The sequence below is a fragment of the Elioraea sp. Yellowstone genome, from assembly GCF_006704265.1.
Lineage (GTDB): Bacteria > Pseudomonadota > Alphaproteobacteria > Acetobacterales > Acetobacteraceae > Elioraea.
The window spans coordinates 1-13,331 of the sequence record NZ_VIKA01000094.1 but is presented as its reverse complement, the minus strand read 5'-3'; the positions used below and the strand labels follow the sequence as shown (position 1 = coordinate 13,331).

The window sequence follows — 13,331 nt, the reverse complement described above, 5'->3', positions numbered from 1 at the left end:
GCCCACCCCTGCCGGCGGCGGCGAAGCTGATGGCCGAGGCGGGGCTGAAGCCTTCGCAGGTCGAGGGCTCCGGCAAGGGCGGCCAGATCACCAAGGGGGACGTGCTGAAGGTGATCGAGGGCGGTGCGGCGGCAGCGAAGCCGGAGGCGTCGCCCGCGCCGAAGCCCGCCGCCGCGAAGCCCGCCGCAGCCCTGGCCGCGAAGGCGCCGGCCGTGCCGGGCGAACGCCGCGTCGAGCGGGTCAGGATGACGCGGCTGCGCCAGACCATCGCGCGGCGGCTGAAGGAGGCGCAGAACACCGCCGCCATCCTGACGACCTTCAACGAGATCGACATGTCCGCGGTGATGGCGCTGCGCGCGACGTACCGCGACGCCTTCGAGAGGCGCCACGGCGTGCGGCTCGGCTTCATGGGCTTCTTCGTCAAGGCGTGCGTCGCGGCCCTGCGCGAGTTCCCCCTCGTCAACGCCTTCATCGAGGGCGACGAGATCGTCCAGCACCACTACATGGACATCGGCATCGCGGTCTCCGGCCCGACCGGGCTCGTCGTGCCGGTGCTGCGCAATGCCGAGACGCTGAGCCTCGCCCAGATCGAGGCGGCGATCGCGGAGTTCGGCAGGAAGGCGCGCGAGGGCACGCTCACGCTCGAGGAGATGTCGGGCGGAACGTTCTCGATCACCAACGGAGGCGTGTTCGGCAGCCTGCTCTCGACGCCGATCCTGAACCCGCCGCAATCCGCGATCCTGGGGATGCACAAGATCGAGGAGCGGCCGGTCGCGGTCGGCGGCAAGGTGGAGATCCGGCCGATGATGTACGTGGCGCTCTCCTACGACCACCGCATCATCGACGGCCGCGAGGCGGTCTCCACCCTGGTGCGCATCAAGGAGGCCGTCGAGGCGCCCGAGCGTCTGCTGCTCGAGGTGTGAGGCGGCGGATTCCTATCCGCGCACACCAATCCAGCGGCCGTTGTCGTCAAAGCCCTGGGCCTCTGGCCAGCCGACCGCCTGCCAGATCATGTCGAGGATTGGTTTGGCGTTACGATCAATGTCTCCGTCGAGCGTCTCGATGAGGTGCTCGGGTATCGCGATGACGTCCCTGTCGAGGACCCATTCGTTGCGCGGATGGCGACCTGCCCCGACGCCCATCCGCCAACCATTCATACCGATCAGTGTGATCCCTACGGCGGGCGGGAGCGTCGGCTCCGATCTTCCGCAGAATGTCTCGCGTCGCAGACAACTTGCTGCGCACAGTTTCGGCAATTTCATTGCAGGGCAACACGGGAACGCCGCGAGGAGCGTGGTACGGCCAGTCTTCGGCGACCTCGATCGTCCCGTTACGGTAGACTTGAGCGTAGGCCCTGTGGGGTTGTGTTTGGGGCCTGCTGACACCGTCGACGTTGGGGCGTCTGAGCCCGCCTGATACGCCGAGCCCGTCGAACGCGGCGTTATTTCCCAGGATTGCACGGACATCGAGAAGCCCGGACGATCCGAACGCGCTGAAGGGAATCGCGTGCCAGACGATCCTGTGGTCTCCCGTCACAACAAAGGGGGTTTGGCCACTGATTATCAGTACGAGACGTTCCTCTCGGAAACGGCGAATCCGGTCGCCGATGGTTTCGCTGAGCGTGAACAGCGACCGAAGCGCGTCCACGTCGAGAGGCGCGTTGCTCCGTGACCGCCTTCCGTAAAAACGGTATGTGCCGTTCGCGACGACCTGGTGCGGCGCACGCCAGCTCTTCGGAACGCGAACGACGATGGCCGCAAGGCGTTCACCGTCGCGAATGGGCTTGAAGCGCACGCCGGCGATCGATGGCTGGACGCTGGTGCGAAGGACGTCGTCCATCCGCCGGATCTCATACCAGCCCGCCGAAGGTTTGACCTTCGGCGGGCTGGTACGGGGTCATGTTCGCGCGCGGCCGCCCCACCAGCCCCGCGCGCGATACCCTCCGCACAAAGGTCGAGCCTTTGTGCGGAGGGTATCAGCGTCAGGATCGATGCCGTCCAAGGCCGACGATCTCGGATGGCTCACCTTCGGTCTCCGAGATGCCAAGAACCACATGCCCGCCCTGCGTGTTGGCGAGCGCCGAGACGTCCTTCGCGATCTCAAGGTTGTCTTTGCTGCCGTAGACTTGGCGCTTGTAGTCCAGGCGCTCGCTCTCCGGCACCTTGCTCTCCACCAGCGAACGCAAGGTCTCGATGGATATGTCGTCCCAATCGATGTCATCAAGCATGGATCAATTCCTGCGCTATCGAGCCGGGCCGGCTACCGACCGGCCCGTCTCCGCGACTCGACCGCGTTCGATGCATGGTAGTGCCGTGGCGGCCCATGCCGCGAGTCTCCTCCCACTGGATGCGAACGACGGATTCTCATGCGCCGCCGGGTCGTCCGTGCTCTCCTGATCGCGTTCGCCGCGGCTCTGCTGCTGCCCGCAGCGGTGGTGCTCGCCTACCGCTTCGTCCCGCCACCGGCGACCCCGCTGATGGTCATCCGCTCGATCGACGGGCATGGCCGGTCGCGCGAGTGGGTGCCGCTCGACCGCATCTCGCCGTTCCTCGTGCGCGCGGTGATCGCGGCCGAGGATCAGCGCTTCTGCGCGCATTGGGGTTTCGATGCGGTCGAGCTGCGCCGCGCGGTGGATGACTGGCGCGACGGCGGGCGGTTGCGCGGGGCCAGCACGCTCACGCAGCAGACCGCGAAGAACCTGTTCCTCTGGCCGCGGAGCGACTGGCTGCGCAAGGCGCTCGAGGTCTATCCGACGCTGCTGATCGAGCTCCTGTGGCCGAAGCGGCGCATCGTCGAGGTCTATCTCAACGTCGTCGAGTTCGGCCCCGGCCTCTATGGCGCGGAGGCGGCGTCGCGCGCGCTGTTCGGCCGCGGTGCGGCGGCGCTGACGCCGGTGCAGGCCTCGCTGCTCGCCGCCGTTCTGCCCAATCCGTTGGGACGCAACGCCTCGCGGCCCGAGGCCCACGTCTCGACGCGCGCCCCGCGCCTCCGCGGCGTCATGGATCAGGTCGATACGGCCTGCCTCTGACGGGTGCAGGGGCGAGAGCCGTTCGGCCCCTGGCCCCCGCGGGCCCCCCCTGGAGGGAGAGGGCCATCGGCCCTTCCCTCCAGACCACCCATCCGACCTACACGCCGAGACCCTCCGCCGTCAGCGGCAGGCGGCGGATGCGGCGGCCGGTGGCGGCGAAGATCGCATTGGCCACCGCCGGCGCGATCGGCGGCACGCCGGGCTCGCCCACCCCGCCCCAGCCCTGCCCGGAGCGGATCACGTGCGCCTCCACCTTCGGGGCGCGATCGATCCGCAGGATCGGGTAGGTGTCGAAGTTGCGCTGCTCGGCTGCGCCGTTCTTCAGGGTGATCGCCTCGCCCAGCATCGCCGACAGCCCCTGCGTGACACCGCCCATGAGCTGCGCCTCGACGGCATCGGGATTGACGATGTCGCCGCAGTCGAGCGCCACCACCACGCGATGCACGCGCACGCCATCGGCGCCGACCGACACCTCGGCCACCTCGGCGCAGAGCGAGCCGTAGCTCTCCATATAGGCGATGCCGCGCGCACGGCCCGCGGGCAGCGGCGAGCCCCAGCCGGCCTTCTCGGCGGCCGTGTCCAGCACCTTCAGCGCGCGCGCGTCGTGCGCGAGAAGCTCGCGACGGAACCGGTACGGATCCTGCCCCGCCGCATGCGCCACCTCGTCGAGGAAACTCTCGAGGAAGAAGCCGTTCTGGCTCGCCCCCACCGACCGCCAGATCCAGTTGCGCGGCGGCCCGTCGACGCGCACCCAGTCGGCGCGGAACGCACCGAACCGGTACCGGCTGTCGGCGACCGAGGCGACCTGCTGCGGGTCGAGCCCGTTCGGCTGGATCGCATTCGGCCGGAACTCGGCCACGGTGGACGGGCCTGCGGCGCGGAACCAGAAGCCGATCAGCCGGCCGTCGGCATCGAGGGCTGCGCGCATGCGCGCGACCTGCGCGGGACGGTAGTAGCCCTGCGCGAACTCGTCCTCGCGGCGCCAGAACAGCTTCACCGGCCGTCCGACGGCCTTGGCCACCGTCACCGCCTGGCCGACCACCTCGGAGGCGTAGCGACGCCCGAAGCCGCCGCCGAGCAGCGTGGTGTGGATCGTCACCTTCGAGGGATCGACGCCGGCGGCGCGTGCGGCCTCGGCGAGCGCCCAGTCCTGGTGCTGCGTCGGCGCCCAGACCGTGACGCCCTCGGCCGTCACCTGGGCGGTGGCGTTGTCGGTCTCCATGCAGGCATGGGCGAGATAGGGCACCTCGTAGACCGCCTCGACGGTCTTGGCCGCGTTGCGCAGCACCGCCTCGACATCGCCCTCGTTCTTCGCGATCGCCCTGGTCTCCTGGTCGAGCGCGGCGATCATGCGCTGCGACAGCGCCGCACTGTCGAGCGTGTCGTGCGGCGTCGGCTTGAAGCGGATCGCGATCGCCTCCGCGCCCCTGATCGCGGCCCAGGAATTCTCCGCCACCACCGCCACGCCGCGCGGCAGCGGCACGACATCGACGATGCCGTCGATGCGGTCGAGCGAGGCGCGGTCGAAGCCGTCGAGCTCGGCGCGATAGACGGGTGCAAGGCGGGCGCAGGCATAGAGCATGCCCGGCACCTTGACGTCCATGCCGAACACGGCGCGCCCCGTCACCTTGGCGGGGATGTCGAGACGCGGGGTGGGCCGGCCGACGATGCGGAGCTCGCCGGCCGGACGCAGCGCCGGCTTCTCGGGCAGGGGCAGGAGGGCGGCCTCGCGCACCAGCGAGCCGATCGGGATCGAGCGGTCCGAGGCGGCGTGCACGATCGCCCCATCCTGGCATTTCAGTTCCGCAACCGGCACGTTCATGCGCCGCGCCGCGGCCTCGGTGAGCACCTCGCGCGCCTGCGCGGCAGCGGTGCGCAGACGCGCGACCCAGGCGCGCGTGCCGGTCGATCCGCCAGTGGACTGTTCGCCCGGCGGGCGGCGCATCGGCTCGGAGGGCTGCCCGACGCGGATCGTCCGGATCGCCGAGAGCGGCACGCCGAGCTCGTCGGCGACCAGCATGGCGTGCGCGGTATGCGTGCCCTGGCCCATCTCGGTCGCGGGCGTGATTAGGGTGATGGCGCCGTCCTGCGCGATGCGCAGATAGGCGGTGAGCGCGTCGCCGTTGCGCGCGAGCCCGCGCGCGGGCAGGGCTACAGGGATGCTGAGCGCGACCGCGGCGGCGGCGCCGCTCCGCAGCAGGCCGCGCCGGTTCAGGGTGACGGCGTTCATGGCGGCCTCCCTCAGGCAAGCTCGGCGGCGCGATGGATCGCCGCGCGGATGCGCTCGTAGGTGGCGCAGCGGCAGAGATTGCCTGCCATCGCCGCGTCGATCTCGGCGTCGGTCGGCTTCGGATGCTCCCGCAGCAACGCCGCCGCCTGCATGATCTGGCCGGACTGGCAGTAGCCGCATTGCGGCACCTGGAGCTCGACCCAGGCGCGTTGCACCGGGTGCCGGCCGTCCGGATCGAGCCCCTCGATCGTCACGACCGCGCGACCGGCGGCTGCGGAGAGCGGGGTCACGCAGGCGCGCGTGGCCACGCCGTCGATGTGCACGGTGCAGGCGCCGCAGGCGGCGATCCCGCAGCCGTACTTCGTTCCGGTGAGGTCGAGCAGGTCGCGCAGCGCCCAGAGCAGCGGCATCTCCGGGTCGGCATCGAGCCGATGCGCGCGACCGTTCACGGTGAGTGCGATCACGACATGTCCTCCCCTCTTCGTTGTCGGAGGGAGGCTATGGCGATGCGCAGGGGCGGTCAATTCACGGGCGGGCGCCCGGTTCCGTTCCGCGATGCGGCATGGTTTGCTGTGCCGCCATGGAGATGCCCCCGGTCGGGATCCTGGAGCGTGCCGCGCTGAACGCGGTGCCGGCGCCGCGCCAGGCGCTGTGCGGCTCGGCGGTGGTGCGCGCGGGGCATGGCGGCGCGGGGCGGGTGAACAGCGCGACCTGGCTCGATCCGGAGGACGGGGCGGATCTGCCCGCGCGGGTGCAGCGGATCGAGGGGTGGTACGCGCGGTCCGGCCTGCCGCCCAGGTTCCGGCTCACGCCGTTGTCGCCCGCGGCCCTGGAACCGGTGCTGATGGCGCGCGGCTACGGGCGGACGGGCGAGACGATCGTGATGGTCGGGGCGCTGGACGGGCTGCCCCTGCCGGACGGGCCGGCGGAGACGGCGGAGGCGCCGGATCAGGCCTGGTTCGATGCTGCGGAGGCGGCCGCGGCGCGGTCGGCGGCGCGGATGGCCGAGCTCAGGCTGTTCCCTGCGCTCCTTCTGGTGCCGGCGGCCTGGGTGGCGGTGCGGGTGGAGGGCCGGGTGGCGTCGGTGGCCTGTGTGGCGGCGGATGGCGCGGTCGCCGTGCTGTCCGGCGTGGCGACCCTGCCGGCAATGCGCGGCCGCGGCCTCGCGCGGCGTGCGTGTCTCGCCTCCTTCGGCTGGGCACGGTCCGAGGGGGCGCGGGTCGCGTGCTTGCAGGTCGAGGTGGACAACGACGCCGCGCTGTCGCTCTACCGCCGCTTGGGGTTCCGCGAGTCGTACCGCTACGCCTATCGGGTGCGGGAGTGAGCGCAGCCGGCCGGCGGATCAGCGCGATCCCTGCCGGACGCTCCTTTCGATCCAGTCCACGAACCGCTCGAGCAGCGTGTCGAGCATCCGGGCGGTCATCTCGTCGGCCAGCGCACCCTGATCGTCGAACCGTGTCGCCGCCTGGGTGACGAACACGTTCGGTCCCGGCAGGACCGGCAGCGCGAGATTCTGCAGCGCCTGGCGCAGCTGCGCCTGGGCGCGCGCCGTGCCCATCAGCCCCGGGGTCGCGCCGATGATCGCGACGGGTTTGCCGTTCAAGGGCGCCGGCCCGGCGGAGGTCCTGCGCGAGAGCCAGTCGAGCGCGTTCTTGAGCGGCCCCGGCACGGAGGCGTTATATTCCGGCGTCGCGATCAACACGGCGTCCGCCGCGCGCACGGACGCGCCGGCGGCGAGTACGGCGTGGGGCCAGGGGTCGCGCTCCAGGTCCTCGTTGAACAGGGGCAGGTCGCCGATCGGCACCTCGCGGATCGAGAGTGCGGCGGGGGCGCGCGCGATGGCGGCGTCCATCAGCCTGCGGTTCCACGAGGCGCTGCGCAGGGAACCGCAGATCGCGGCGACAGAGTAGGGGCCGGCCATGGTGTTCTCCGCGGTCAGTAGGGGGTGCCGTCCTTGCGCATGAAGCGGCGCGATCCGTCCGGTCCGGGTTCGATCCTCAGGTCCTCATCCGGATAGTCGACGGTGTCGCGATCGGGGGCGCGGGTGCCGACGACCAGGAAGACCACATCCGCTGTCGAGCGGTTGACGAGGTGGTGGGCGTCGCCGGTGTTGCAAGGGAAGCCGACGCAGAGCCCGGGAGAGAGCGTCTCCTCGGCATCGTTCGTGACCAGGGTCGGATGTCCTTGCAGAACAAGAACGAATTCGTCCTCGGCCGAGTGGGCGTGGCGCAGCGCGCTCATCGCGCCGGGGGCGAGGCGGACGAGGTTGACGCCGAACTGGGTGAGCCCGAAGGCGTCGGCCAGGCGGCGGTAGTGCCGCCCGGCGACCCGGTCACGGAACGGTTCGGGATAGGAGCTGGTGCTGCGTTCCTCGATCGCGGTGATCGGGAGTGCGCGCGTCACGGCAGCAGCACCGTCGAGCCGGTGGTCTGCCGCGCCTCCAGCGCGCGGTGCGCCTCGGCCGCGTCCCTGAGCGGGAAGCGCTGGTTCACCTCGATCTTCACCGCGCCCTTGCGCACGACCTCGAACAGCGCCTCGGCGGAGGCGACCAGGTCCTCGCGCTTGGCGGTGTAGGTGGCAAGCGTGGGGCGCGTCAGGAACAGCGAGCCCTTGGCGGCGAGGATGCCGACATCGAAGGGCGGCACGGCGCCGGAGGCGTTGCCGAACACCACCATCATGCCGAGGGGTGCCAGGCAGTCGAGCGACTTGAGGAAGGTCTCGCGGCCGACGCTGTCGTACACCACCGGCAGCATCTTGCCTCCGGTGATCTCCTTCACGCGCGCCTGGAAGTCCTCGCGCGTGTACACGATCGGATGGTCGCAGCCATGGGCGCGGGCCAGTTCGGCCTTGGCGTCGGAGCCGACCGTGCCGATCACGGTCGCGCCGAGATGCTTCGCCCACTGGCACATGATCAGCCCGACCCCGCCGGCAGCGGCGTGGACGAGGATGGTCTGGCCGGGCTTCACCGGGAAGGTGCGGCGGAGCAGGTACTCGACGGTCATGCCCTGGAGCATCATCGCCGCGGCAACCTCGAACGAGATGTCGTCGGGCAGCTTCACGAGCCGGTCGGCCTTGATGGTGCGGACCTCGGCATAGGCGCCGATCGGGGCGGTGGCGTAGGCGACACGGTCACCGGGCCGCACCACCGTCACGCCCTCGCCGACGGCCTCGACGATGCCGGCACCTTCCATGCCGATCACGCAGGGCAGCGAGGGCGGCTTGTAGAGCCCCGTGCGGAAATAGACGTCGATGTAGTTGAGGCCGACGGCGGCGTGGCGCACCAGGGCCTCGCCCGGGCCGGGCGAGGGGGTGGGGATCTCCTCCCACTTCATGGCCTCGGGGCCGCCGTGCTCGTGGATGCGGATCGCGTGGTTCATCAGGCGCGTCCTTCGAGGGGGTTGCCGGTGGTGTCAGGCCTGTTCGAGGCCGAGGAGGTAGCGCTTGGTGGCGGCGCCGTCGCCGCCGGAGTAGCCGCCGAGGCCGCGTGCGCCGGTCACCCGGTGGCAGGGGATGATGACGGGGATGGGGTTGGCGCCGCAGGCGGCGCCGACGGCGCGGGCGGAGGAGCGCAGGTCGCGGGCGAGTTCGCCGTAGCTGCGGGTCCGGCCGCGCGGGATGGCCCGCATGGCGGTCCAGACGCGACGCTGGAAGGCGGTGCCCGCGGGGTTGAGGGGCAGGTCGGCAAAGGGCTCGGCCGCCCCGTCGAAATAGGCGTGCAGGGCAGCTATGGCCCGCTGGAGCAGGGGGGTGGCGGTCTGATCGCGGCCGCGGCCCCAGTCGAGCGCGACGATGGCCCCGTCCTCCTCGGACAGGGTGAGCTCGCCGAGCGGGGTGAGCGCGGTCAGTTGCGGCACGGGCCCTCTCCCGTTGGGCCTGGGGGCGGGCGTTTGGGGCGGGCGGGGGGGGGGGTGTCAAGGTGGCGGGCGTGGCGCCGGCCTCGGCCGGCCCTGCCCCCGCTCCCGGCCTCATGCTGCGCGGCCCGGGGCCGTGGCACCGCCGGCCGCTCGCCCTGGAGCACCTCTCATGACGGCGCGGCGGACGCGCGGGTTCCGCCGCGGTCGGCCTCACCCGCGCCCGCGCCGCGACGGGGCGGATGACGCGTCCTGAGCCCGGAGGCGGTCCGGCGGATAGGCGTGATCGTCGCCCCAGGGATCGCGGGCCCTCCAGGATCCGTCCGGCCCGCGCGCGAGATGGCTCTCGCCTGCCGGCACCTTGCCGTGCCCGCCGGGGATGTCGAGGATCAGGGTCGGGATGGCGTGGCCCGGCAGCCGGCCCCGCAAGCTCCGGTGAAGAGCGCGCGCGCGCGCGACCTCGACGCGGAAGCGCGCCGTGCCGGGAGCGAAGTCCAGCATGTGCAGGTAGTGCGGCTTGACGCGCGCGGCGATCAGCGCGCGGCAGAGCGCCTCCAGGGCCGCCTCGCTGTCGTTCACCCCGGCGAGCAGCACGGACTGCGACAGCAGCGGGATGCCGCGCGCCACCAGCCGTGCCAGCGCCGCGCGCGCCGCCGCCGCGAGCTCCCGCGCGTGGTTCACGTGCACGGCCACCCACAGCGCCTTCCGGGTCGCGAGCGCCGCGACCAGCGCCTCGGTGACCAGCGACGGCGCGGCGACCGGCACGCGCGTGTGGATGCGCAGGCTTTCGAGATGCGGGATGGCCTCGAGCGCGGCCAGGATCCCGCGCAGCCGCCGGGGCGAGAGCATCAGCGGATCGCCGCCGGTCAGGATCACCTCGCGGATCGCCGGACGCGCGGCGATGTAGGCGAGGGCGGCAGCGAGTTCGGTCTCGCTCAGCACGCCGCCGTCGGGTCCGACCTGCTCGCGGCGGAAGCAGAACCGGCAATAGACCGGGCAGGCGAGCAGCGGCTTCAGCAGCACACGGTCGGGATAGCGGTGCACGATGCCCTTCACCGGGCTCAGGGCCAGGTCCGCGATCGGATCGGGATGCTCGTCCGGCGCGGTGATGCGCTCGTCCGGATGGGGCACGTACTGCGCGGCGATCGGATCGGCCGGATCAGACGGGTCGATCAGCGCGGTGACGGCAGGTGTGAGCGCGATCGCATAGCGCGCCGCGACCTGCTCCAGCGCGGCGCCCTCGCCGGCGCGCACGAGCCCGGCGGCGATCAGGCCGGGGATGTCGCGGATGGTGCGGATGAGCGTGCCGTCGGGCATGGCGCGAGCGGTGTAGGGCCGCGCACGGGCCGCGGCAACCGTCAGGCGGGCTTCGGGTCGCCGAGGAAGAGCCGCACCAGCAGCGCGACCGCCACATTCTCGCGCGGGGCGGGCGCGGTGACCGGCTCGTGCGCCTCCGAGAACAGCCGCCGGATCAGGGCCGCCCGCGCCTCGTCCGACACCGCCTCGAAGCGGAGCCCGATCCCCGTCGGGCGCACCCCCGCGACGGAGGCGGCGAGCGGCGGCACGCCGGCGATCTCGACCGCCACCCGGTCGCCGGGCCGCGCGGCGCAGTCGCCTTCGGGGCGAAGCAGCGCCCCGGACAGGCTGAGATCCACCAGCGCGGCGGGCAGGCGCGCCTCGCCCGCGACCAGGGCGGCCGGCTCGCCGCCCATGGCGAAGCGCTCCTCGGCCCGCGCCGGCGGGCGCGCGATCGCCATCGCCGCCACCAGCAGCAGCACCACGGCGTTCACGACCGACCAGCCGGCCACCACCGGGATCAGCGCCGCGCGCTCGACGATCCGCCACGCGGGCACGGCGTTCAGCACCAGCCCGAGCGCGGTCGCGGCGGTCAGGGTGAGCGCCGCGCCGGCAACCAGCCGGTCCACCCCGCCGGCGATCGCGTCGCGACCCTTCGGCGTGACGCGGAAGGCATGCCCGTGCGGCCGGACCAGCGTCACCAACACCGCCGGCAGGAGCCGTACCGCCGAGAAGGCGCTCAGCACCAGCGCCGCGAGCGGATGATAGGCGCCGCGCGACAGCACCTGCAGCGACCCCATGTAGCCCACGACCACGGGGAGCTGGTAGGTCAGCACCTCGGGCACGCCGACATTGGCGATCGGCACGATCCCGGTGAGCATGAACAGCACCGGCGCGATCAGCGAGAAGCTCTGCACCAGGCTGCCCGAGAGCCAGTGCGTCGGCAGGAAGAACAGCCGGTGCAGCAGGCCGAGCCCCGGACCGAGCGGGCCATGGCGGAGGTGGAGGATCTGGATCGCGCCGCGGGCCCAGCGCGCGCGCTGCACGAAGAAGGCGTTGGTGGATTCGGGGGCGAGCCCGAGCGCCAGGGTCTCGTTCAGGTAGCGGGTGACATAGCCCTTGCGCAGCAGCACCAGGGTGAGGAGCATGTCCTCCGTGATCGAGCCCTCGGGCAGCCTTCCGCCCACCTCGGCCAGCGCGGAACGGCGGATCACCCCGTTGGAGCCGCAGCAGAACGCGGCGTCCCAGGCATCGCGCGCGGGCATGATGACGTCGAAGAACAGCCGCTGATCGTCCGGCAGCACGCGGTGCAGCCTGAGGTTCTGCTGCATCGGATCGGGATTGAAGAAGCGGTGCGGCGCCTGGACGATGCCGACGCGCGGATCGGCGAAGAAGCCCATGGTGCGGCGCAGGAAGTTGGCGCGCGGCGCGAAATCCGCGTCCAGCACCAGCACGAAGGGGGCGGAGGTGCGGCCGAGGGCTGCGTTGATGTTGCCCGCCTTCGCGCCCTTGTTGTCGGGCCGCGTCAGGTAGCCCGCGCCGCGGTCCGCGCACCAGCGCCTGAGCCAGTCGCGCCGCCCGTCGTCCAGCACCCAGACCCTGAGGTTGGGCCAGTCGAGCGCGAGGGCGGCGATGATCGTGCGCTCCAGCACCTCGAGCGGCTCGTTGTAGGTGGCGATGAACACGTCGACTGCCGGCAGGCTCGCCGGATCGGCGGCGGCGAGGCGGCGCTCGTGCCGGTCGGCCTCGGCCGAGTTGTCGCGCCGGCGCGACAGCATCAGCATCAGGATCATGCCGTCCGCGAGCGCGAGCAGCTCGACGCCGAGGAAGGCGTGGATGAAGGCGTGGTCGGCGGGACCGAGTCCGGGACCCTCCAGCGTCGCGGCGAAGCGCCAGACGAGATAGTGCGCGACGATCAGCGCCACCGCGGGCGGCAAGGCGGCACGCGCGAGGCGATCGCTGCCGATCCCCCTGACGAGGAGCAGCAGGCCGCAGACGGCGAGCAGCGGCCAGAAGGCCTCATGCGGGATGTCGAGGATCATGCGCCGGCCCGCCCCGCGCGCGATCAGGGGGCGGCGGCGCGCGCGGCGGGGGAGGGGCTGACGAGTCCGACCGCCCAGCCGGCGGCGGCCCCGAGCCTGCGCGCCAGGTCGGCGAGCCGCTCGGCCAGCCCGCCCGCCACGCCCAGGCCGGCCGGGAAGCTCACCTCGGCGATCCGGCCGATGCCGCAGAACCCGCCCTCGGCCTCGGGCGTGATCCGGGCGGCGGCGTCTTGCGGCAGCGCCACCTCGACGGTCAGGCGCGCTCCGTGCTCGCCCGGCCGTTCGGCGGCGAGCAGGGTCTTGCGGCTGCGCGCGCCGGCACCGCGGATGGAACGGATCGTGCCGTCGAGCGCGACGTCGCCGCGCAGTTTCACGTGCGCGGTCTGGCCCGTGGCGAGAGCGCTGTAGGCGGTATCGGGCAGCGCCACCTCGACGAACAGGCGGTCGCAGCGGACCAGGTCCAGCAGGGGATCGCCCGGCTTCACCGGCGCGCCGGGCGTGGCGTGGCGTTCCCACACAACGAGGTTGTCCGGTGCGGCGTAGGCGTAGCGCGAGCGCGCCTCGAGCGCCGCCTGCTCCGCGGCCAGGGCGGCCGCGAGCGCCCCTTCGCGCGCCTCGGCCTCGGCCAGCCGATCGGCGAGCTGCCGTCGTTCCAGCATCACCCGGTCACGCTGCTGCACGGTGTAGGGCACGTCGTTCTGGCCGTCGCGGAGCTGCAGCCCGGCCTCGGCGGCCTGACGTTCGATCTCGAGCCGCGCGATCCGTGCGGCCAGGGCCTCGGCCGCCGCCTCGGCCCGGCGCAACGCCGCCTCGGCCGCCTCGACGCGGACCGGAGCGACATGGCGCGCCGCCAGCAGGCTGCGCAGATGCGCGAGGTCCGCGCG

Annotated in this window: 14 protein-coding genes; 3 read left to right on the top strand and 11 right to left on the bottom strand. The window is 72.3% G+C overall.

Annotated elements, in window-relative coordinates:
• On the top strand, positions 1 to 923 hold a 923-nt coding region (gene odhB, locus FK498_RS12980; protein ID WP_141855218.1), incomplete at its 5' end, for a 2-oxoglutarate dehydrogenase complex dihydrolipoyllysine-residue succinyltransferase.
• A 12-nt stretch (positions 924 to 935) separates the two neighbouring features.
• Here odhB and FK498_RS12975 read toward each other — a convergent pair.
• Both FK498_RS12975 and FK498_RS12970 read right to left on the bottom strand, forming a co-directional pair.
• Entirely contained in the window at positions 936 to 1,142 is a 207-nt protein-coding gene (locus tag FK498_RS12975) for a hypothetical protein (protein WP_141855216.1), read from the bottom strand.
• Between the two features lie 839 nt (positions 1,143 to 1,981).
• Positions 1,982 to 2,227 carry a helix-turn-helix domain-containing protein gene (locus tag FK498_RS12970; RefSeq protein WP_141855214.1) on the bottom strand — a complete coding sequence of 82 codons (246 nt, stop codon included), beginning with the start codon at positions 2,225 to 2,227 and terminating at the stop codon, positions 1,982 to 1,984.
• A 138-nt stretch (positions 2,228 to 2,365) separates the two neighbouring features.
• Here FK498_RS12970 and mtgA point away from each other — a divergent pair, with 138 nt between their 5' ends.
• The gene (gene mtgA, locus FK498_RS12965) at positions 2,366 to 3,028 is read left to right on the top strand and encodes a monofunctional biosynthetic peptidoglycan transglycosylase (RefSeq protein ID WP_141855211.1); all 663 of its coding nucleotides are present in this window, start codon (positions 2,366 to 2,368) and stop codon (positions 3,026 to 3,028) included.
• A 97-nt stretch (positions 3,029 to 3,125) separates the two neighbouring features.
• Here the strand turns inward: mtgA and FK498_RS12960 are convergent, their stop codons facing one another.
• Together FK498_RS12960 and FK498_RS12955 are read right to left on the bottom strand one after the other, a co-directional pair.
• Complete coding sequence (locus FK498_RS12960; protein WP_141855209.1) at positions 3,126 to 5,258, bottom strand: molybdopterin cofactor-binding domain-containing protein; 2,133 nt, start codon at positions 5,256 to 5,258, stop codon at positions 3,126 to 3,128.
• 11 nt (positions 5,259 to 5,269) lie between these two features.
• A complete protein-coding gene (locus FK498_RS12955; RefSeq protein ID WP_141855207.1) occupies positions 5,270 to 5,722 on the bottom strand; it encodes a (2Fe-2S)-binding protein in 453 nt (150 codons plus the stop codon).
• Between the two features lie 116 nt (positions 5,723 to 5,838).
• Between FK498_RS12955 and FK498_RS12950 the strand changes: the two genes are divergently transcribed.
• Positions 5,839 to 6,582, top strand: a complete 744-nt coding sequence (locus tag FK498_RS12950; RefSeq protein WP_161988406.1) for a GNAT family N-acetyltransferase — start codon at positions 5,839 to 5,841, stop codon at positions 6,580 to 6,582.
• An 18-nt stretch (positions 6,583 to 6,600) separates the two neighbouring features.
• Here the strand turns inward: FK498_RS12950 and FK498_RS12945 are convergent, their stop codons facing one another.
• The 7 genes from FK498_RS12945 to FK498_RS12915 form a co-directional block, all read right to left on the bottom strand.
• Entirely contained in the window at positions 6,601 to 7,179 is a 579-nt protein-coding gene (locus tag FK498_RS12945) for an NADPH-dependent FMN reductase (protein WP_141855204.1), read from the bottom strand.
• Positions 7,180 to 7,193: 14 nt separating this feature from the next.
• Positions 7,194 to 7,661 (bottom strand): cupin domain-containing protein, encoded by a 468-nt coding sequence (locus FK498_RS12940; protein ID WP_141855201.1) that lies wholly within the window; start codon positions 7,659 to 7,661, stop codon positions 7,194 to 7,196.
• Positions 7,658 to 8,635 carry a quinone oxidoreductase gene (locus tag FK498_RS12935; RefSeq protein ID WP_202614847.1) on the bottom strand — a complete coding sequence of 326 codons (978 nt, stop codon included), beginning with the start codon at positions 8,633 to 8,635 and terminating at the stop codon, positions 7,658 to 7,660. Before FK498_RS12935 ends, FK498_RS12940 begins: the two co-directional genes overlap by 4 nt.
• A 33-nt stretch (positions 8,636 to 8,668) precedes the next feature.
• Positions 8,669 to 9,112, bottom strand: a complete 444-nt coding sequence (locus FK498_RS12930) for a methylated-DNA--[protein]-cysteine S-methyltransferase (RefSeq protein ID WP_141855197.1) — start codon at positions 9,110 to 9,112, stop codon at positions 8,669 to 8,671.
• 210 nt (positions 9,113 to 9,322) lie between these two features.
• Positions 9,323 to 10,426: a lysine-2,3-aminomutase-like protein gene (locus FK498_RS12925; protein WP_141855195.1), complete on the bottom strand. Its 1,104-nt coding sequence runs from the start codon at positions 10,424 to 10,426 to the stop codon at positions 9,323 to 9,325.
• Between the two features lie 41 nt (positions 10,427 to 10,467).
• Positions 10,468 to 12,447 carry a glycosyltransferase gene (locus FK498_RS12920; protein ID WP_141855193.1) on the bottom strand — a complete coding sequence of 660 codons (1,980 nt, stop codon included), beginning with the start codon at positions 12,445 to 12,447 and terminating at the stop codon, positions 10,468 to 10,470.
• Positions 12,448 to 12,470: 23 nt separating this feature from the next.
• Positions 12,471 to 13,331: HlyD family secretion protein (locus FK498_RS12915; protein ID WP_141855191.1), on the bottom strand; the 861-nt coding region annotated here is incomplete at its 5' end.

Coding starts and splice junctions, on each gene's coding strand:
- FK498_RS12945 (WP_141855204.1), bottom strand. CDS start 7,179: ATGGCCGGCCCCTACTCTGTCGCCGCGATCTGCGGTTCCCTGCGCAGC.
- mtgA (WP_141855211.1), top strand. CDS start 2,366: ATGCGCCGCCGGGTCGTCCGTGCTCTCCTGATCGCGTTCGCCGCGGCT.
- FK498_RS12920 (WP_141855193.1), bottom strand. CDS start 12,447: ATGATCCTCGACATCCCGCATGAGGCCTTCTGGCCGCTGCTCGCCGTC.
- FK498_RS12925 (WP_141855195.1), bottom strand. CDS start 10,426: ATGCCCGACGGCACGCTCATCCGCACCATCCGCGACATCCCCGGCCTG.
- FK498_RS12975 (WP_141855216.1), bottom strand. CDS start 1,142: ATGGGCGTCGGGGCAGGTCGCCATCCGCGCAACGAATGGGTCCTCGAC.
- FK498_RS12935 (WP_202614847.1), bottom strand. CDS start 8,635: ATGAACCACGCGATCCGCATCCACGAGCACGGCGGCCCCGAGGCCATG.
- FK498_RS12960 (WP_141855209.1), bottom strand. CDS start 5,258: ATGAACGCCGTCACCCTGAACCGGCGCGGCCTGCTGCGGAGCGGCGCC.
- FK498_RS12950 (WP_161988406.1), top strand. CDS start 5,839: ATGGAGATGCCCCCGGTCGGGATCCTGGAGCGTGCCGCGCTGAACGCG.
- FK498_RS12970 (WP_141855214.1), bottom strand. CDS start 2,227: ATGCTTGATGACATCGATTGGGACGACATATCCATCGAGACCTTGCGT.